We start from the raw sequence: 18,375 nt of genomic DNA, 5'->3' as shown, positions 1-18,375 counted from the left end.
TTCTCCATATTATAAATTAACTATAAACTCGGCTTCAGTTTTAGACTTTATTTCTTCAATAGTAACATCGTCAGCTTGTCTAACTAATATCATTTCATCTTTATCAATATCAAAAATTCCAAGATCGGTAATTACTCTGTTAACTACTTTTTTACCTGTTAACGGAAAGCTGCATTCTTTTAATAATTTAGCACCGCCATCTTTTGCGTTATGTTCCATTATAATAACTACTCTTTTGGTGTTAGCGACCAAATCCATAGCTCCTCCCATACCTTTAACCATTTTACCCGGAATAGTCCAGTTGGCAAGATCTCCTGTTTGTGAGACTTGCATAGCACCTAAAATAGTTAAATCGACATGCGAACCTCTAATCATCCCAAATGAAAAGCTACTGTCGAAATAGCTGCTTTCAGGAATAGCAGTAATAGTTTGCTTACCGGCGTTAATTAAATCAGGATCTTCCTCTCCTGCGTAAGGAAATGGTCCCATACCAAGCATACCATTCTCGCTTTGAAATATTACATTCACTCCTTGAGGTATATAATTTGCTACATGCGTAGGCATACCTATACCAAGATTGACATATAATCCGTCTTTAAGTTCCTCTGCTGTTATTTGATAAATTTCTTCTTTGCTCCAAGGCATATCTTTATTTTTCCTTGACAGTTAATTGCTCAATACGTTTCTCATATTTTTCACCTACTATTAATCGCTGTATGAAAATATTAGGTGTGTGAATATTGTTAGGGTCAAGCTCTCCCACCTCAACTATTTCCTCTACTTCACAAACTGTAACTTTAGCGGCACCTGCCATGACTGAATTAAAATTTCGTGCAGTTTTATTGTAAATCACGTTGCCGCTTTTATCAGCTTTAAAGCCTTTAATAATAGCAAGGTCAGCTTGAAGGGCAGTTTCCATTATATATTTTTTGCCGTTAAACTCCTTTGTTTCTTTACCTTCCTCTACAATTGTACCTATACCTGTTTTAGTATAAAAAGCCGGAATTCCCATACAAGCAGCCCTAATTCGTTCAGCTAAAGTTCCTTGTGGGTTTAGCTCAAGCTCTAAAACCTTATCAAGATATTGTTGCTCAAAAATCTTATTTTCTCCGACATACGAAGAAATCATTTTTTTTATTTGTTTAGTTTGAAGAAGAAGCCCAAGTCCGAAATTGTCAACACCGCAATTATTGCTTATAACTGTTAAATTTTGAACATTGATTTTAAGAAGTGCATTTATTAAATTTTCAGGAATACCGCATAGACCGAATCCGCCCGACATTATAGTCATGCCGTCATAAAGAAGTCCTTCAAGAGCAGCTTCAGCCGAAGGATAGATTTTATTCATAAATTTTAAATTATTTAATATCTATTATTTAAGAAATTAGGAGGCTTTTCAAAAGAAGTCAAGGATATACACAAGTTTGGTATATTAAAAAAATACTTTACAAGAAATTAAATTTAACCATTGCTGCTTATTTTTTGTATTCATCAACAGTATTAGTAACTGCATCAAATATTGATGACGATATAACAATTCAAGAAAATTCTAAAAAAAATTATAGTTATATAGTGACTTATGATAAAGATATGTCCTCAAGAGCGAGTGGTGATGCTGCTATGTCATTAATTGAAGGTTACCGTGTCAATTAGATGATGCTATGTTTGCCGATTCAGATAATATAGCTATGAAGATCTTAAGTTATATTACAAGATTTACTGCTACATCTTGGATTATGGTAGGTAATCATGAAATAGGAGGTTATGGAGCAAGAGCAAAGAATTTGATTTAAAAGTAACAAAATATGAAGTAGATCCTTTTGAGGATACAACATATTTTAAAACTAAAGATTTTAATTCTTTGCAAGTTCATAAGCAAATTGCTATAGATACAGGGGGAATGCAAGCAAGTTATTTGTTATCTGAAAATATTAAAGATAGATACATGGCAAGTAACAAAATTAGTCCTACTTACGGTATAGGTTATTTATGGACAAGACTAGATCAAGCAAGTTATATTTTTAGTACTAAGTTTGATGGCAAAGATAAAAGCGTTAATGATATAAATGCATATGTAAAAGCGATTAACTCCATATACGGTAAAAATTATATTACTAAAAATAAAATTCGTTCATATGCTTATTTAGATTTATTTGATTCGTTTTTATTCTATTCAGGATATTCATTTTTAATGAATACTAACTTAAATAATATTCCGATGATTGAATTAGGACCGGTTAAATATTTACCGGCTACTGAGCGATACTTGCTCCATACGTTTTAGAGCGTGGTTTAGTTAACCATTTTGTTGTTGATAATAAATATATGCAAGTTAATATTCATTACGGCAAAAATCAAAAATTTAAGTCTTACGGTGTCGGAGTTAAAGCTAATAACTTAGTCAAAGTTGAATTTATCGGTTTAGGTTTAGAAGCGACATTTTGGAATCAGCCTAAAATGTTAACCGCTACCCCTTTAAAAGAAAGTTGTAAGCAAGGTGGACTTGGAGCCGTTAATTTGGGGCTTAGCTTAAATGAAACATTTAAGATAGTCGGCTCAGACGGTTACAAAACAGCAGGATTTATAGAAGGTATGCCTTTAAAATTCTCAGCTATAGTTAGAGCAGGGTTAAAATGAGATTTATAAGAGAAGGCTTGTTGCATGATTAATATGTCATTCCTGCGAAAGCAGAAATCCAGAAAAAAGCGCGATACATCAAGCTTTTAATTTTAAAAACTTACTGTGTATGTACCGTTTAATTACTGGATTTCCGCTTTTGCAAGAGTGACATATTAGTCATAATTTGTATATTTTATTATTCTTCTTTTATTATAAAGTATATATATTTGTATATAAGATAATTATGACTATATATGCTAACTATTTTAGAACAATTCTTATTCTCTTCTGTAAAAACGTTCATTAATATACGTGAAGATACCGTATCTGCTCTTAAAAGGCTTGGTATTAACAATATTCGTGATTTATTATTTTATCTACCTGTTTCATATCAAAATAAAATATTATCACCTAATTTAACTGAAGTTAGAGACGGTGACATAATCCAAACAGAAATTGTAGTTGAGAGCATTAATTTACCAAAGAAAAGTAGTCAGCCTTTAAAAATTACAGCTAGCAATGATACTGGTTCTTTGTTATTAGTGTTTTTTCATAAACCCCCACCGTTTATTTTTAATAAGCTGCAAGTTGGTACTTCTCATATTATCAGCGGAAAGGTACAATTTTTTGATCATTACTTACAAATTGCGCATCCTGAATTTATTGTAAATCCTAAACTCGCAAAAGAAATAGAGCCGATTTATTCCCTGACATATTTACTTAGTAACAAGCAGTTATATTCATATATCATAAAAGCAATAGAGATATTTGAAGAGAAGTGTAAGAGTATAGAAGATAAAGAAGTAAAAGATTATTTAGATATTATATTGCAGAATTTGCAAATATTGCATGTTTTCCGTCATTGCGAGGAGGCATTCATGCCGACGAAGCAATCCAGTAATGTAAAATTAATAAATTCTAGATTGCCGCAGCCCCTAAAGGGGCTGCGCAATGACGATTTATATACTAACGCCAAAAAACAACTAGCAGCTAAGGAGCTTATCGCTAATCAAATATCTCTTTTAAATGTACGTACGCAAATAAGTAGAAGACAAGGTAATATTTACCCTAAAGCTGTATCTATTCAAACAAATATATTAAATGAGCTAGGATTTGAGTTAACTTCTTATCAAAAGCAAGTCATAGAAGAAATAGAGTGTGATCAAAGCAATAAAATAGAAATGATGAGATTGTTGCAAGGTGATGTTGGCTCTGGTAAAACTTTGGTAGCTCTGCTGACGATGGTAAATGTGGTAGCCACTGGATTTCAAGCAACGCTTATGGCTCCAACTGATTTGCTTGCCAATCAGCATTATGAGTTTTTTGTTAAAGCTTTAAAAAATACTAATATAAGAGTCGGATTACTTACAGGTAAGATACTGGGGGCAGCTCGTAAAAATATTATGATACAACTTGACAACGATGAGATTGATATATTAGTCGGCACTCATGCTTTATTTCAAGAAAAAGTAACTTTTAAGAAACTAGGTTATATAGTTATTGATGAGCAGCATAGATTTGGGGTGCAACAGCGTTTGAATTTAATAAATAAAGGAGTAAATCCCGATGTGTTAGTTATGACTGCAACGCCGATTCCTCGAAGTCTTGCACTTACTATGTTTGGTGATATGACTATCTCAAAGCTAATGGGTAAGCCGAAAAGTCGTTTACCTATCGCTACAAATACCATATCCGTTAATAAGATAGAGTATATTATAGCAGCGATAAATAAGAAGCTTATTGCAGGTGAGCGGGTATATTGGATTTGTCCATTGATAGAGCAGGGAGCGAAAGAAACGCCGGAAGAGGATAGTTTATTGATGGATGTGATGAATCGTTTTAACTCTATCGACAATATCTATCAAGGTTATACCGGTATTATTCACGGTAAGATGAAGAACGAGCAGAAAGACCAAATAATGAAGCAATTTAAGGAAGGTGAAATTAAGATATTAGTTGCAACAACCGTTATTGAAGTTGGAATAGACATACCTGAAGCCACTTTGATAATTATTGAAAATGCCGAGCAATTTGGTCTTGCTCAACTTCATCAGCTTAGAGGTAGAGTAGGGCGGGGTAGTTTGCAGTCATATTGTATATTGTTATACAATCCTAAAAGGCTTAGAAAAGTTGCACGAGGTAGGTTTGAGATAATGAAACAAACTAATGATGGATTTTATATAGCTGAGCAGGATTTAAAACTTCGAGGTAGTGGTGAGATTTTAGGAGTAAAACAAAGCGGTGAAATCGCATTTTTCTTCGCTGATTTAGCGGACGATTATGACCTACTTCTTAAAGCGCATAAATTTGCGGAAATAGGCTCAAAAGGTAATGTAAATTTTGTTAACTTTCAGATCAAGCTCTTTGCCAAATTTCAAGTAAGCGAGTTGGTTTAGTTTGAATATGCTATTGCCGCTTGGCATTGGCGTTGTTGCGTGGTTCAATTTTTACCGTCATTGCGAGAAAAGAATTACGCAGTAATTTGATGAAGCAATCTTGCGCCAAAGTCCTGAGATTGCTGTGCTCCTTTCAGTCGCTTGCAATGACGAAAAACCGCACCGTGCAAGCAAGCTTTTTTATAAAATCTAGAATACTATAAGTTAAAGCTAATCCTGTGTGATTTCAGCAAGTCTAGTAAACAGAGCGTCAATCATATCCCAGCCTTTTTTTTGAATAGTGAGTAAAGAAGAATCATTAATGTTTATTTGTTTTAATAAATCTATTCCCATTTGTTCATGTTCAGGATCAAGATACATATGTGTTTTGAAATGTTTTGCTGCTTTATGATTAAAAAATATTGATCCTAGTTTTGCATAAAATATAGTAGCACAAGACTCTATTACTAAATGGACAAGGACGACTCTTTCACTATCTCCAAGAGTCATCATTTTTAGCGTAAACCAAGAACCTAAGGCCTCAAAAATAGAATCTGTAGTGTCTTCATTATTTTCTAGATTTTGGAATAATTCTCTATTATGTCCAAATTCATCGGTAAGATGCTCCCATGCAAGTTGTTGAAATTCTTTTGTTTCAGAAAACACTACTCTTGCTAATACCATTTTTTGAAACTCATCTGACCAAATCCGAAAATGTTTAAGAAATTTATTTTTTCGTAGCGTACTATCTAACCTAATTTTAAATAGTTTGTTTTTTTTAAATTGCTCTTTATATTGTTCATTATCCAAAATTAAACGATCTATTATATTCATATATTTAATTATCAATTTATTTAAATATATTAATATTAACTAAATTACGCTGTCACTCATTATTAATGTTTATTTACCAATTTTTAAAACCATATGTGTATTTATAGATTAATATGAATTGTAAGATCATAATGTGTATGCAGTAAATATATAAAACATTGCGACTTATCCATTTTAGATTTATAGCTATTTTTTGTGAATAATCGCTTAGGATCATTAATATATAGGTAATTGTTAAGAAAGTGAGGTTTAAAATTAAGTCAGTATTTGAAAAATTAAACTCATTAAAGGAAAAAATCGCAAGAGTAAAAAGAGTTGAATGCACGAAAGAGGTAAAAATTGCTATAAAACAGCAAAGTTTTAAGTTTGCCTGCTCATGTTTTGAAATAAATCCAAGTATCATTGTAGCAATTACAAGAGTCCCGTAATCAATCAAAGCCCAGCTAATATACCACAATAGTACCATTATAATTGCATGACAATAACCGCTATAGAAAAAGTGAGTTAAAGAATTACGAAAATAATAAATATACCATTGCCCTAAATAGATAGAGATTAGAATATTTGTAGTAAGAAATTGTTTAAATAGTACAGTGGTATATATTTGTAATAAAACACCGAATATCATTATATGGGTTTTTGGTTTATCATGAAAATTATAACCGGCAAAAAAGCAAAATACTGGCATAGCTGTACGACCTATGATCCGCATAATCGTTAATTCAGGATATAGATATAAACCTACATGATCAATGATCATGGTTATAATAGCTAAGGCTTTGAGCCAATCCTGATAATTTGATTGGTGCTTATTTTTTGTTATTATCATAATTAACCGCTTTTAATAAATATGCCGTGCCGAAAAATGCTCCCATTCCAACTGCAATTGTACTACCTAGCATACAGACTTTAATCAGTAAATATTCCGAATAAAAATATTCTAAATAATAATGCTTTATTAAAGCAATTATAATAGACATTAAGATACAGCATAACAAAATTTTACCGCAGAAAAGTTTTATACCGGCTTCTATATGAAGCTTATTTTGTTTTTTAGTATAGCTATATAATAAACCTAGATTATACCAAGCTGCAATAGATGTACCGACTGCAATACCGATATGTTTCAAAGAATCCATTAATAATAGGTTCATGCCGGTATTAATTATTATTGAAAATAAGGTTATTTTGAGTGGTGCTTTAGTATCTCCGTTAGCATAAAAAATAGGAGTTAAAATTTTTGCCAAAATAAAAGCAGGGAGCCCAAGTGCAAATGCAGAAATAGCCTCAGCTGTATTTGTAGTATCTTGGCTCGTGAATACTCCTCTTTCATAAATTATATTAATAATCGGATGAGATAGAATTATAATACCGAATGTAGCAGGCAACGATAATAATAATCCCATTCTAATAGCATTATTCTGTATTTTTTTTGCAACTACTATATCATTTGATTTATAGATTTTTGACAGCTCAGGTAGCAATATAGTAGAGAAGCTAGTACCTATTATTGATAGAGGAAATTGATATATCCGGTCGGCATAAGATAATATAGAAATAGCACCTTCAATAAAGCTAGCAATAGATTGGGATATGAAAAGGTTTAATTGCTGTATGCCGGAGCTAATGGTTGCCGGTCCCATATTAATCAAAAGCTTTTTTACATCGGGATCGCTTGGGTTAAAAATTATCGGAAAGTTTAAATCCGCTCTTTTCACACAGACAAACATAAACGAAACTTGTAATATTCCGGCCATTATTAAAGATAAGCTAATTGAGATAGTAGATTCTATATAATGATCAAATGTTAAAGTAAAAATTATTACGCATATACTTAAAATAACCGGTGAAAAAGCAAATGCAGCGAATTTTCTTACAGAGTTTAATATTCCACCAAGTAGAGCCGTTAATGAAACAAATATTAAATAAGGTATTGTAATGCGGCATAAAAATACCGTAAGCTCAAATTTTTCTTTTTTACCGTGAAATCCAGGAACAATAAACAGCATTAATTGTGGCATGAAGATTTGTATTAATGCTATTATTACTATTAATGTCAGAAGTAAAAGGGTAAAAACCTCACCTGAAAAATTATTAGCGGCTTTCTTAGAAATAAGCATTTTTTCATTATAAATAGGAATGAATACGCTTGATAATGCTCCTTCTGCAAAAATTCTTCTAAATAGATTCGGTAGTTTAAAAGCAACATTAATGCTATCACCCATAGGTGTAGAGCCGAATAATGATGCGATAAACTGTTCACGCACTAAACCAAATATGCGAGAAATTAATGTGCAAAAAGCTACTACGACTCCTGAACGAAATAATCGACTTCTTGCATAACTTGCTTCTAAAGGTAATTTGTGCGTCAATCCGGTACTCGCATTCTCATGTACTAAAGTGTACGCTGTGGTGCTGCGTTCCGTGTTTCTTTCAAATTCCTCTTTATTAGCTACATTATGCAAGAAGTCGGTCACTGTTTGTTTTTTATCTTATTTTTCTGATGTCATTCCCGCGGAGGCGGGAATCCAGTAAAACCTATAAAAACTTGTTTTTATAGGTTTATTTTGTTAATTAATGTGTAATTGTTGAGATCGGGATTAAGGCTACTTTTTCTGGCTTCCCGCCTCCGCGGGAATGACATCAAGCACCATGTAAGCAACATCATGAATTCTTATCCCTAGCTGACCCTATCTATTCCTTCATTGATTAAAGCGTCTGCTTTTGATTTATTTTCCCATCCAGTAACTTTAACCCATTTACCTTTTTCTAAATCTTTATAATGCTCAAAGAAATGCACGATACGTTTCTTGAGCATGTCACATAAATCATCTAGCTCTTTAATATGATCGAAAGTAATATCGAGCTTAGAAGTCGGTACTGCGATTATTTTCTCATCAAGCCCTGATTCGTCTTCCATCATCAATACACCGACTGCTCGGCATTTTATAACCGACCCAGGTACTACTGGATGATGAGCTACGACAAGTACGTCTACCGGATCACCGTCATTTGAAAGAGTATGAGGAATAAAACCGTAATTGCATGGATAGCTCATGGTAGTTTGCATAAAGCGATCAACAAAAACTGCTCCTGATTCTTTGTCAAATTCGTATTTGATTGGACCGCTATTCATTGGAATTTCGATAATTACGTTTATTTCGTAATTATTTGCTTTTGCTTTGATTTTATCTATAAACATGTTTTTATTTATTTGGTTTAGTTATTTTGCGTCATTGCGAGGAGAATTACAACATAATTCGACGAAGCAATCTCAGGCCTATTTTACTAGATTACCACGTCGCTTCGCTCTTCGCAATGACGTTGTTATTGCGGAGGTCTGTAATTCTCATCATGCTTTGCAAGTAATTGTCTTGCTATAAATTTCCCGTTCGATAATTGCCCGATGGCAATAATTCCTTGTCCTTTACGAAATAGAGCCGGAAGGGCTCCTTGATATAATATCTCGAAATCCTTAATATTATCGGTAATAACAAAACTTATCTTATCGTCAGCAATTTTATCTATTGAGTCTGTTTTAACAAGCCCACCGACTCTTAACTCTTTGCCTTGTTCTATTTCATTAATTTTTGACGGCGGCAAAAAAAATACTATATTTTTCTCTAAATTGTAAAGTATTATAATAATTCCTAAACATGCTGAGCAGAAACAAATAATTATTGTTATTAATCTATTTTTTACTCTCTTTTGCATTAAAGTTCTGTTTATTTTTCAATGACTTGTAATTTAAAAAACTTACAATTAACAATATCGCTAAGGTTAAAAAGGTAAATAAATACGCTACCGATATATAATTATTCATTTCTTAAAAATTCCATAATTTCCTTAGGTGAAGAATCTAAATAGAAATGTTTCAGATATTTTCCGTTTGCATCGATTAAATATGTAAAAGATGAATGATCAAGCATATAGTTCGGGTCGTCATCATCACCATGCACACGAGCATAGAAAACCTTGAATTTATCAGTTACATCTTTTATTTGCTGCTCGTTACCGGTAAGACCTATAAATTTCGGATGAAAATGTTTTAGATATTCTTTAAGTGCTATAGGAGTATCACGTTTTGGGTCAATAGTGATAAAAACAGGTAGAATATCTATTTTATGTTTATTTAAAATTTCTACAATCTCCGTCATTTTATTTAGAGAGGTTGGGCATATATCAGGACAACTAGTAAATCCAAAGTAAATGAGGCTTAAGTTGCCTTTCAACTTATCACTATTAAATATCTTTCCATTTTGGTCTATTAGTTCAAAATCACCGCCGATTTTTACGTTATCTTCATAGATATTAACTTGACCAGCAAGTGGCTTTTCAGGCGTTCTTAAAGATAACAACAAATATAATGCTCCTACTCCTATTAATAAGCTAATTACGATAATTATTTTTATAATATTAGACTGTATTTTCATAAGATATTATCCATTTTTGCGTTGTCATCCTAGTTGGTCCTGCTGTATGGCTCTTATGTCATTCCTGCGAAAGCAGGAATCCAGAGAAAAGTGAAAATGTCATACCGTGGCTTGACTACGGTATCTTATATCACAGGCCATGTTCTGAGATCCCGCAAAATCAAGTTGTGGGATGACATTAAAGGTTACTGGATTCCCGCTTTCGCGGGAATGACATAAAAAGACCATACAACCAAGTCTACTCTTTTACACAAGCCCTAATTTTTTAGGTTTAAAATATTTTACCCAAATATCTATTAACAATTTAGTAATGATAATCGCCGAAAACATTGAAGATATAATCCCGATCGTTAATGCAACGGCAAAACCTTTTATTGCACCTACTCCAAATATATAAAGTAAAAAAGCAACGATTAAAGTAGTTAGGTTAGCATCAAGGATAGTGGCAAACGCAGATTCAAAACCGGTTCTAATAGCATAAAGATTAGACACTCCTTTATGCAGTTCCTCTTTAATTCTTTCGTAAATCAATACATTAGCATCAACAGCCATACCCATAGTGAGTATTATTCCTGCAATTCCCGGCAGAGTTAAAGTAGCTTGGAAAAGTGAAAGTAAAGCTAAAATATATAACAATGCAAGGCTTAAGGCTATATTGGCAAATAAACCAAGCACACCGTAAGACCAAACCATAAATATACACACTGCTATAAATCCTATAAGTCCTGCCTTTTTGCCCGACTCTATAGAATCAGCACCCAAATTTGGACCTATACTTCTCTCTTCAATAATTTTAAGTGGGGCAGGAAGCGAACCGGCTCGCAATAATAGTGCAAGCTCATTTGCCGATTCAACGGTAAAATTTCCTGTTATTATACCGCTTCCGCCCATAATCGCTCCGTTTATCGTTGGAGCACTTAGTAATTTATTGTCTAAAACTATAGCAAGGCGTTTACCGGTATTATTTTTAGTTATTTCACCAAATATTTTACTACCTAAATTGTTGAAAGAAAAAGCAACTACCGCTTGCGAATTTTGGTCAAAAGAAGCTGAAGCAGTTGTAAGCTGATCCCCACCCAAAACAACTTTTTTCTTTATAACGACATAATACTCCCCATGACTTTCGTTATCTCCCTTAACTAGCATTGAACCTACTGGAACATGTCCTTTTACCGCTTCTTCGATATTGGCATTTTCATCAACTAAATGAAAAGTTAGCTTTGCAGTTTTCCCTAATATATTCTTCAGGTAAGAGGGATTTTCTTCACCGGGAACTTGCAGTAATATATGCTTATCGCCTTGTTTCTGTAGGGTCGGCTCTTTAGTGCCGGTACTATCAACTCTCATGCGAACGATCTCAATAGATTGGTCTACTACCTTATTAAGTAAGTCATTTAATCTAGATTCGCTGTAGCTAAGCTTTATTTTATTTTCATTTACTTCAGCGATAATTTCTGGATCGATTTTATTAATTATTTTCTTTAACGGCTTTAATTTCTCAGGCGATCTTACTTCTAATTGAATGCTATTTTGTCTAACTAACAGATTTTTATAGCCGATTTTATCCTCACGAAAATTTTTGCGTAAAGTGTCGGCAAGATTTTCCATTGAATCATTTAAGTAGGTGTCAAAATCAACATCGAGTAATAAATGGGCTCCTCCTCTAAGATCAAGTCCTAGATTTACTGAATCATGAGGTAGAAACTTAGAGTTTACCTGCATGAAATTAGGTAAGGCACAAATAACTGCAAAAACCGTACATATAATTGAAAGAAAAATTTTCCACTTAGGAAGATTTTGCACCGCTTACCTTCTTATCTTTTTTGTTGTTTTCTTTTTTTACTGCTACTTCTTGTGTACGACTAGTTATATCGATAATAGCACTTTTTAAAACTTTAATACGTACATCTTTAGCTATTTCGATTTCAATATTATTGTCATTTTCACTTATTTTAGTCACAATACCATAAATGCCGCTATTTGTTAGAACTTCTTCGCCTTTTTTAACTTCACTTACTAATTTCTCTCTTTCTTTGCGTCGTGTTTCTTGTGGACGTAATAATAAGAAGTAAAATACAGCAAAAATTAAAACCATCGGTATTAAGCTTGTTAACCCCGATTGTAAAGAATTTGTTTCTACGGGCACTACCTCAGTTTCCTGTATTGCTATAGTGTCGTTATTATTTGCCTGATTATCTTGCGTATTTGCTGACATATGTAATTTCCTAATTGTTGCAATAGCCTTCCTGTATAACCTCTTTCTAAAAGTAATTTGTATACCGCAGATACTTCAAGATTTGGTACGTCAAATTTTAGGCTTCGCCTTTGCTCATGTAGTTTGCTACGCTCCGCAGGCTCACCACTTATTTGGCTTCCAACTTTTGAAGTATCTGCGGTATACATCAATCCGGTACTCGCATCTCACGTCCCTTTTTGTACGCTGCGGTGCTGCGTGCCGTGTTTCCTTAAAATTTCTCTTTATAAGATAGGTTATGCACCTAAGTCTAATAAAATAAAAATAGCTACCTAATAGCTTTAATGCAAGGGTAAAATAATAATATAAAATATATTTAAATGTATTTTATACTAATATAAGTTATTACAAAACCGATAAATGGCCATTTTTATGACAGTTATAAATACTACTAATGAACTAGATATTATACTTTCTAATGTTGCTAAGGAAATCGATAGACCAAAAGGATATATTATACGTAAAGCAATAGAAAGTTATATAGAAGAAAAAGCAGATTTATTAATTGCTTTGTCTCGTATAGAAAAAAGAGAAGAAGTAATCTCATTAGAAGATATTAAGAAAAAATATGGTTTGGAAGATTGAATTTATGATAAACTTACTGATGTCATTTGCAAAAGGGCGTTGTTGCTTAGCTCGAAAAACATGCTCTATGTCATTCCCGCCTACGCGGGAATGACATAAAACGAACAAAATCAGTGGAGCGGGTGAAGGGATTCGAACCCTCGACTTCAACCTTGGCAAGGTAGCGCTCTACCCCTGAGCTACACCCGCTTAAATAAAATAACGGCGTTTTAATGTAAAAAGTTTAAGGGGATCAAAATTAATTACATATAAAACGCCTTAGTGCTTTTTAATCTAAGCGGATCTGAATCTGAATATAAGTAATTATAAGATAAATTGCAAGTATTAAATTAGAAATTTATTGGCATTGCTAAATAAAGATAGATTTATTTAATAAATTAACGCCATTGCAAGGAAATTACAAAGTATATTGACTAAGCAATCTAGTTAAAAACTCTGTAAACTAGAATTTATTATTATTTTTTTAGATTGATATGCTCCTTTCAGTCGCTCAGCTCATTACGACACCTGTCTTGAGTTAGCAATGCTATAAAATCTAATTTTGTTAAATTGACTTTTATTTTTATATAAAACAGTATAGTTCTTTATTAATTTTAACTAATCTGTAAAAAAGTATGTGAAGTTACGCAAAAGAGCAAAAAAGTTTAGCCCGTAATCAAAAAGAAGCAATAGGACTATTTTTATCTATTGTTATATTTCTTGAGTATTTTGACCTAATGCTTTACGTGCATATAGCAATACTTTTAAATGATTTATTTTTTTCCTAAGTATGATCCTTTTGTTAATTCACTTCTTAATGCTTTTGCGTTTTGTTCTACTTTCGTTTTTAGACCGGTAGGGGCTATATAATATTTGGTTGGATTGGTGACAATATAGGCAGAAAAAGCAACTGTTATTATCACCACAGATATTATGGCAATTACTATTACAACAACTCTTGCTCCTTACTCAGCAATAGGTATAGCTGCTACTATTATGTAGAGTTACTCAAGGGATCTCATCAATGGGCGAGATTATAGGGGCTCAAATTTACTTAACCGAAATCACAAAACCTCCTACTCAATATTCAAGCGTGGCTATGATTGTCGCAGCATCTACTGTAGTAGGCGTTGCAGCACTCGGTATAGCATCTATAGTTACCAGCTATAGTTTTTAGTTGGCGTATAGCCTTTTGGATGGGAGAAGTTATTGCCGTGATTGGACTAACTGCACGAACTACTTTATAGGAAACTCCTGTATTTGCAAATGCAAAACACCAACTTCAAAACACAAATTGCAAACTTTTTTTTTCCAAGAGCTTATATCTTCCATAAAAGTTATTTCTTATTTTTTGTTAATAATAGTTGATTACAATTAAAGCAAAAGTTAAAATTGTAATAATAAACAATTTTTTAACTTTTAAATAGATTAATAGTTTTTGGTTACATTGTATTTAAACAACTATCATTTTACTTTATTAGCTGCTTTAACTTCCACTTCCTCGTGCAATTTATACTTTGCTATTTTTTTTGAAAATCTAGTAAAAATAACGGCAAAAGTAATAAATAATGCGGAAAAGAATTACAGTAGAATTCAGAAAGGTTCCGACAAGATAAATTTCAAGGCGAGCGAACTAGGCGTATATTAATATATGAGCAAAGGCGATAGTACAAAATTTGCTTGTATCAAGCTTTATGAATTATGCTGTATATGAAAGATTCTAAAAACTCGTATGAATCAGAAAATGTTATTCAGTGTCATACCATGGCTTGTTGACCACGATATAGCATTATTACGCGGATCGATTCCGCCCATATCATCCTAGTTCGCTTGACCGTAGGTTCCAAAAACAATAAACCAAGTAATTTATAATATTAATACGTAACTATGGCTAAAGCAAGATAAAACAGATATAAACTGTCATACCGGGACTTGTTCCCGGTATCCAGAAAACCTGAAAAAGTTTTGGATCCCGTGGTCAAGCCACGGGATGACAAATTAACAGCATACCATTTTTATTTAACCCTAGCTATATCAATCTCTTCTCGTTTTCTTCTTGTCAACGAATTAACGTAAACTTTATTAGACTTCTTCAGAAATAAGGATTTAGAGAGGAATTTGAAAGAGACACTTCACTTTGAACCGAAGCGTACATACTAGTATGTGAGAATGAGTGGTAAGGATCGACGTACAAATTACCTCTAGAAGTAGAATTTCCGAAGAGGTCTATTGTATGACACTGCACGTGTTTCCTGATTTACACAATAAAAAACTATAACTATAAAGAACCTGGGAATTTAGAAAAAGTACTAAAAAATGCTCAAATTTAGTATTTTTGTACTGGATTATTTCGTCAATTACTTTGTAATTTTCTAGCAATGGCATTAAATTATTAACTAATATATACTTAGTTAGAAATGCCATTTCACAAAGATACTGTTTTTCTTGATAGGTTTAACTATTGTAACATTTAAAACTGAAAAACTTGAGTTTAAGCTTCATTCATTGTTTGATATTTTCGTTGAAATACTAAAAACTTTTGATTGGTGGGCGATGACGGACTCGAACCGCCGACACTCTCGGTGTAAACGAGATACTCTACCAGCTGAGCTAATCGCCCATATTTTTTATTAATTAGTAAAATAACATCATTTATAATTCATAAGAAGTATATAAAATAATTTAGCAAAATTTTATTAGTTTTTGCTTTTAAATTACTATAGAGTGTTATTTACTTTCAAACTTTTTATTTGCCTTGATAATCTGCTGATTTTTCTTGAGGCGGTATTTAATTTAATTATATTTTTTTTCACACCTTGCATTATCTTAGACTGAGCAACAGATAAAGCTATGTTAGCATTTTCTTTATTACCAAGACTGATTTCATGTACAACTTTCTTTATAAAAGTTTTTATTGCACTAGATCGTTTTTTATTGATTAGAGTTCTTTTTACTGTTTGTCTAGCAGCTTTTTTTGCTGAAGAATGATTAGCCATTACCGAGTCCCTTATATTTTAATTTTTAATTTCTTCATTAGCATCTTGCTGTATATTTCCTTTAGCATTAATATCTCTATCTACAAATTCAATATATGCTATCGGTGCTAAATCACCATAACGGAATCCGGCTTTTATTATTCTAGTATAACCGCCAGGTCTATCTTTATATCTGGTACCTAAAATATTTATAAGCTTTTCTACTGCTGTTTTGTCTTTTATTTTTGATAAAACGCTTCTTCTTACCGTTAAATCAGCTTTTTTAGCTTTAGTAATTAGAGTTTCAATATAAGGTCTTAATTCCTTAGCTTTTGGTAAAGTAGTTTTAATTTGTTCATGGGTTACAAGTGCTACAACCATATTAGCGAGCATTGCTTGCCGATGACTACTTGTTACATTTAACTTTCTACCTTTAATTTTATGTCGCATTTTTTAGTCCTTAATTATAAGAATCTTCATAACGTTTAGATAATTCCTGAATATTTTCCGGTGGCCAATCCGGTACATCCATACCGAATCTTAAATTAAATTTTGCCAATATTTCTTTAATCTCATTTAAAGATTTTCTACCGAAATTTGGAGTTCTCAGCATATCGGATTCCGTTCTTTTTACTAGATCCCCTATATATATTATATTATCATTTTTCAAACAATTTGCAGATCTAACCGATAATTCCAATTCATCAACTCTCTTAAGTAAATAAGGTGAAAATGGTAAAGCATCAGTTTTAACTTGCTTATCTTCTTCCTGTTCTTCAAAAGAAATAAATAATTGTAATTGCTCCTGTAAAATACGTGCAGCTAAACCTACAGCCATTTCAGGTAATACATCACCGTTAGTTTCTACAAACATAATTAATTTATCATAATCGGTAACCTGACCTACCCTAGTATTTTCTACCCTATAAGTAACACTCTTTACTGGATTAAATAAAGCATCTATAGCTATTTCACCAATAGGTAAATTATCCTCATAACTATTTGTGCTCAGTACATATCCTTTACCAACCTTGCAAGTTAATTCCATTTCAAGCTGCTTGTCCTTAGCTAGATCACAAATTACATGATCCGGATTCAGTATTTCTACATCATGACCTGTTTCAATCATACCGGCCGTTACAACACAAGGTCCTGTTGCTTTTAATTTCATGATACGTTTTTCTGCAACATGCATTTTTACTTCAATACCTTTAATGTTTAAAATCATTTCCGATACATCTTCTTTTACACCGGGTATAGAAGAAAATTCATGTTCTATAGCAGGGATCTTTATAGAAGTGATAGCTGCTCCTTGTAAAGAAGAAAGTAATACTCTTCTCATAGCATTACCGAGTGTTAAACCAAAACCTCTTTCTAAAGGTTCAACTACAATTTTAGCTTTATTATTGGTTTCTGGAAAATTTTCATACGCGACTTTATTCGGCTTGATTAAAGTATTCCAATTTTTACTTAACGATAACATTTAATACCTATGATTCTCTTATACTCTTCTTCTTTTTGGCGGTCTTACTCCATTATGAGCAATTGACGATACATCTAAAATTGATGTAACCACAAAATTTTGTCCGAATAAAGCTCTCATTGCTGATTCACGCTGAGCCCCCGGTCCTCCAATCCTAATAGAAATAGTTTTTAGACCATATTCTTTTGCTTTTTCCGATGCTCTATCAATTGTTACTTGAGCTGCATAAGGTGTTGCTTTTCTTGCCCCTTTAAACCCATTACCTCCTGCCGATGCAGAAGAAATAGTATTACCTTGGATATCAGTAAATGTTACTATAGTATTATTAAATGATGCTCGGATATGCACAACACCAAGAGTGATAGTTTTTTTCTTTTTCTTAACTTTAACCGTCTGATTCATTATTTATACTCTATACTTAAACTATTATTTTACAGCTTTTTTCTTTCCGGCTATCGCAATAGCTTTACCTTTTCTAGTTCGAGCATTAGAATGCGTATTCTGTCCTCTCACCGGCAACTTACGTATATGTCTAAGTCCTTGATAACATCTTATATCTTTCTTTTTCTTAATATTAAGCGTAACTTCTCGTCTTAAATCACCCTCAACTTTATACTCACTTTCAATAATATTACGTAAGCTTATTAACTCTTGATCTGTCAGTTCTTTCACTTTTTTATCTTTCGATATTTTTGCTTTATTACAAATCTCTGCTGCCATAGTAGGCCCAAGACCGTAAATGTAAGTTAAACTCACAACTAAACGTTTATTATCAGGAATATTAACACTTGCAATTCTTGCCACAAATAATCTCCAAAATTTTACTGGTAACTAAAAA

23 protein-coding genes and 2 tRNA genes are annotated in these 18,375 nt (G+C 32.6%); 7 read left to right on the top strand and 18 right to left on the bottom strand.

Annotated elements, in window-relative coordinates; translation table 11 throughout:
- Positions 1-9: 9 nt before the first annotated feature.
- Together RAT170B_RS03395 and RAT170B_RS03390 are read right to left on the bottom strand one after the other, a co-directional pair.
- Positions 10-645, bottom strand: coding sequence for a 3-oxoacid CoA-transferase subunit B (locus RAT170B_RS03395; protein ID WP_014120974.1), 636 nt, complete (start codon positions 643-645; stop codon positions 10-12).
- Positions 646-649: 4 nt separating this feature from the next.
- A complete protein-coding gene (locus RAT170B_RS03390) occupies positions 650-1,348 on the bottom strand; it encodes a CoA transferase subunit A (RefSeq protein ID WP_014120975.1) in 699 nt (232 codons plus the stop codon).
- Positions 1,349-1,482: 134 nt separating this feature from the next.
- Between RAT170B_RS03390 and RAT170B_RS11335 the strand changes: the two genes are divergently transcribed.
- The 5 genes from RAT170B_RS11335 to RAT170B_RS03370 all read left to right on the top strand — a co-directional run bounded on the left by RAT170B_RS11335 (position 1,483) and on the right by RAT170B_RS03370 (position 5,015).
- Positions 1,483-1,653, top strand: a complete 171-nt coding sequence (locus RAT170B_RS11335; protein ID WP_261368675.1) for a hypothetical protein — start codon at positions 1,483-1,485, stop codon at positions 1,651-1,653.
- 8 nt (positions 1,654-1,661) lie between these two features.
- Positions 1,662-1,793, top strand: a complete 132-nt coding sequence (locus RAT170B_RS11330) for a hypothetical protein (protein ID WP_261368674.1) — start codon at positions 1,662-1,664, stop codon at positions 1,791-1,793.
- A 68-nt stretch (positions 1,794-1,861) separates the two neighbouring features.
- Positions 1,862-2,284, top strand: coding sequence for a hypothetical protein (locus tag RAT170B_RS03380; RefSeq protein WP_261368673.1), 423 nt, complete (start codon positions 1,862-1,864; stop codon positions 2,282-2,284).
- A 41-nt stretch (positions 2,285-2,325) separates the two neighbouring features.
- On the top strand, positions 2,326-2,637 hold the full coding sequence (locus tag RAT170B_RS11325) for a hypothetical protein (protein ID WP_225981234.1): 312 nt from the start codon (positions 2,326-2,328) through the stop codon (positions 2,635-2,637).
- A gap of 236 nt (positions 2,638-2,873) precedes the next feature.
- Positions 2,874-5,015 carry an ATP-dependent DNA helicase RecG gene (locus tag RAT170B_RS03370; protein ID WP_045805606.1) on the top strand — a complete coding sequence of 714 codons (2,142 nt, stop codon included), beginning with the start codon at positions 2,874-2,876 and terminating at the stop codon, positions 5,013-5,015.
- 210 nt (positions 5,016-5,225) lie between these two features.
- On the opposite strand, the gene RAT170B_RS03365 is transcribed toward RAT170B_RS03370, so the two are convergent.
- From RAT170B_RS03365 to RAT170B_RS08555, 9 genes are all read right to left on the bottom strand, one after another.
- Complete coding sequence (locus RAT170B_RS03365; RefSeq protein ID WP_014014547.1) at positions 5,226-5,828, bottom strand: hypothetical protein; 603 nt, start codon at positions 5,826-5,828, stop codon at positions 5,226-5,228.
- A 73-nt stretch (positions 5,829-5,901) separates the two neighbouring features.
- A complete protein-coding gene (locus RAT170B_RS03360) occupies positions 5,902-6,657 on the bottom strand; it encodes a TraX family protein (RefSeq protein ID WP_045805605.1) in 756 nt (251 codons plus the stop codon).
- Positions 6,638-8,200, bottom strand: coding sequence for a murein biosynthesis integral membrane protein MurJ (murJ, locus tag RAT170B_RS03355; RefSeq protein WP_409994152.1), 1,563 nt, complete (start codon positions 8,198-8,200; stop codon positions 6,638-6,640). Before murJ ends, RAT170B_RS03360 begins: the two co-directional genes overlap by 20 nt.
- 308 nt (positions 8,201-8,508) lie before the next feature.
- A complete protein-coding gene (ppa, locus tag RAT170B_RS03350) occupies positions 8,509-9,030 on the bottom strand; it encodes an inorganic diphosphatase (RefSeq protein ID WP_014120980.1) in 522 nt (173 codons plus the stop codon).
- A 125-nt stretch (positions 9,031-9,155) separates the two neighbouring features.
- Complete coding sequence (ccmE, locus tag RAT170B_RS03345; RefSeq protein ID WP_045805603.1) at positions 9,156-9,542, bottom strand: cytochrome c maturation protein CcmE; 387 nt, start codon at positions 9,540-9,542, stop codon at positions 9,156-9,158.
- Positions 9,543-9,643: 101 nt separating this feature from the next.
- Positions 9,644-10,261: an SCO family protein gene (locus RAT170B_RS03340; protein ID WP_014120982.1), complete on the bottom strand. Its 618-nt coding sequence runs from the start codon at positions 10,259-10,261 to the stop codon at positions 9,644-9,646.
- 246 nt (positions 10,262-10,507) lie between these two features.
- On the bottom strand, positions 10,508-12,064 hold the full coding sequence (secD, locus tag RAT170B_RS03335; protein WP_014014541.1) for a protein translocase subunit SecD: 1,557 nt from the start codon (positions 12,062-12,064) through the stop codon (positions 10,508-10,510).
- A complete protein-coding gene (yajC, locus tag RAT170B_RS03330; RefSeq protein WP_014014540.1) occupies positions 12,048-12,476 on the bottom strand; it encodes a preprotein translocase subunit YajC in 429 nt (142 codons plus the stop codon). The genes secD and yajC overlap by 17 nt, the downstream gene beginning before the upstream one ends.
- Entirely contained in the window at positions 12,428-12,667 is a 240-nt protein-coding gene (locus RAT170B_RS08555; protein ID WP_014014539.1) for a palindromic element RPE5 domain-containing protein, read from the bottom strand. Before RAT170B_RS08555 ends, yajC begins: the two co-directional genes overlap by 49 nt.
- A gap of 208 nt (positions 12,668-12,875) precedes the next feature.
- Here RAT170B_RS08555 and RAT170B_RS03325 point away from each other — a divergent pair, with 208 nt between their 5' ends.
- Positions 12,876-13,100 (top strand): antitoxin, encoded by a 225-nt coding sequence (locus RAT170B_RS03325; RefSeq protein WP_045805602.1) that lies wholly within the window; start codon positions 12,876-12,878, stop codon positions 13,098-13,100.
- 114 nt (positions 13,101-13,214) lie between these two features.
- Here RAT170B_RS03325 and RAT170B_RS03320 read toward each other — a convergent pair.
- A tRNA-Gly gene (locus RAT170B_RS03320) sits at positions 13,215-13,289 on the bottom strand.
- 814 nt (positions 13,290-14,103) lie between these two features.
- Between RAT170B_RS03320 and RAT170B_RS03315 the strand changes: the two genes are divergently transcribed.
- Positions 14,104-14,256: an MFS transporter gene (locus tag RAT170B_RS03315; protein ID WP_261368672.1), complete on the top strand. Its 153-nt coding sequence runs from the start codon at positions 14,104-14,106 to the stop codon at positions 14,254-14,256.
- 1,367 nt (positions 14,257-15,623) lie between these two features.
- On the opposite strand, the gene RAT170B_RS03310 is transcribed toward RAT170B_RS03315, so the two are convergent.
- The 6 genes from RAT170B_RS03310 to rpsM form a co-directional block, all read right to left on the bottom strand.
- Positions 15,624-15,699 (bottom strand) — tRNA-Val (locus tag RAT170B_RS03310).
- A 97-nt stretch (positions 15,700-15,796) separates the two neighbouring features.
- The gene (rpsT, locus tag RAT170B_RS03305; protein WP_004997845.1) at positions 15,797-16,075 is read right to left on the bottom strand and encodes a 30S ribosomal protein S20; all 279 of its coding nucleotides are present in this window, start codon (positions 16,073-16,075) and stop codon (positions 15,797-15,799) included.
- Between the two features lie 18 nt (positions 16,076-16,093).
- Positions 16,094-16,504, bottom strand: coding sequence for a 50S ribosomal protein L17 (gene rplQ / locus RAT170B_RS03300; RefSeq protein ID WP_014014618.1), 411 nt, complete (start codon positions 16,502-16,504; stop codon positions 16,094-16,096).
- Positions 16,505-16,514: 10 nt separating this feature from the next.
- Positions 16,515-17,537 (bottom strand): DNA-directed RNA polymerase subunit alpha, encoded by a 1,023-nt coding sequence (locus RAT170B_RS03295; protein WP_045805601.1) that lies wholly within the window; start codon positions 17,535-17,537, stop codon positions 16,515-16,517.
- An 18-nt stretch (positions 17,538-17,555) separates the two neighbouring features.
- A complete protein-coding gene (gene rpsK, locus RAT170B_RS03290; protein WP_008580920.1) occupies positions 17,556-17,939 on the bottom strand; it encodes a 30S ribosomal protein S11 in 384 nt (127 codons plus the stop codon).
- Positions 17,940-17,963: 24 nt separating this feature from the next.
- Positions 17,964-18,341 carry a 30S ribosomal protein S13 gene (rpsM, locus tag RAT170B_RS03285; protein ID WP_008580923.1) on the bottom strand — a complete coding sequence of 126 codons (378 nt, stop codon included), beginning with the start codon at positions 18,339-18,341 and terminating at the stop codon, positions 17,964-17,966.
- Between the last annotated feature and the right edge of the window lie 34 nt (positions 18,342-18,375).

Origin of the sequence: Rickettsia argasii T170-B (assembly GCF_000965185.1) — a bacterium.
GTDB classification, from domain to species: Bacteria; Pseudomonadota; Alphaproteobacteria; order Rickettsiales; family Rickettsiaceae; genus Rickettsia; species Rickettsia rickettsii.
This window is presented reverse-complemented; position numbering and strand designations above follow the sequence as displayed.

Excerpts from the sequence above, each read along its gene's own strand:
- RAT170B_RS03340 (WP_014120982.1), bottom strand. The coding sequence starts at position 10,261 with ATGAAAATACAGTCTAATATTATAAAAATAATTATCGTAATTAGCTTA.
- RAT170B_RS03365 (WP_014014547.1), bottom strand. The coding sequence starts at position 5,828 with ATGAATATAATAGATCGTTTAATTTTGGATAATGAACAATATAAAGAG.
- rplQ (WP_014014618.1), bottom strand. The coding sequence starts at position 16,504 with ATGCGACATAAAATTAAAGGTAGAAAGTTAAATGTAACAAGTAGTCAT.
- RAT170B_RS03370 (WP_045805606.1), top strand. The coding sequence starts at position 2,874 with ATGCTAACTATTTTAGAACAATTCTTATTCTCTTCTGTAAAAACGTTC.
- yajC (WP_014014540.1), bottom strand. The coding sequence starts at position 12,476 with ATGTCAGCAAATACGCAAGATAATCAGGCAAATAATAACGACACTATA.
- RAT170B_RS11325 (WP_225981234.1), top strand. The coding sequence starts at position 2,326 with ATGCAAGTTAATATTCATTACGGCAAAAATCAAAAATTTAAGTCTTAC.
- RAT170B_RS03395 (WP_014120974.1), bottom strand. The coding sequence starts at position 645 with ATGCCTTGGAGCAAAGAAGAAATTTATCAAATAACAGCAGAGGAACTT.
- rpsT (WP_004997845.1), bottom strand. The coding sequence starts at position 16,075 with ATGGCTAATCATTCTTCAGCAAAAAAAGCTGCTAGACAAACAGTAAAA.
- RAT170B_RS03390 (WP_014120975.1), bottom strand. The coding sequence starts at position 1,348 with ATGAATAAAATCTATCCTTCGGCTGAAGCTGCTCTTGAAGGACTTCTT.
- RAT170B_RS03315 (WP_261368672.1), top strand. The coding sequence starts at position 14,104 with ATGGGCGAGATTATAGGGGCTCAAATTTACTTAACCGAAATCACAAAA.
- ppa (WP_014120980.1), bottom strand. The coding sequence starts at position 9,030 with ATGTTTATAGATAAAATCAAAGCAAAAGCAAATAATTACGAAATAAAC.
- RAT170B_RS03325 (WP_045805602.1), top strand. The coding sequence starts at position 12,876 with ATGGCCATTTTTATGACAGTTATAAATACTACTAATGAACTAGATATT.
- ccmE (WP_045805603.1), bottom strand. The coding sequence starts at position 9,542 with ATGCAAAAGAGAGTAAAAAATAGATTAATAACAATAATTATTTGTTTC.
- RAT170B_RS03295 (WP_045805601.1), bottom strand. The coding sequence starts at position 17,537 with ATGTTATCGTTAAGTAAAAATTGGAATACTTTAATCAAGCCGAATAAA.
- RAT170B_RS03360 (WP_045805605.1), bottom strand. The coding sequence starts at position 6,657 with ATGATAATAACAAAAAATAAGCACCAATCAAATTATCAGGATTGGCTC.
- RAT170B_RS11330 (WP_261368674.1), top strand. The coding sequence starts at position 1,662 with ATGTTTGCCGATTCAGATAATATAGCTATGAAGATCTTAAGTTATATT.
- rpsK (WP_008580920.1), bottom strand. The coding sequence starts at position 17,939 with ATGAATCAGACGGTTAAAGTTAAGAAAAAGAAAAAAACTATCACTCTT.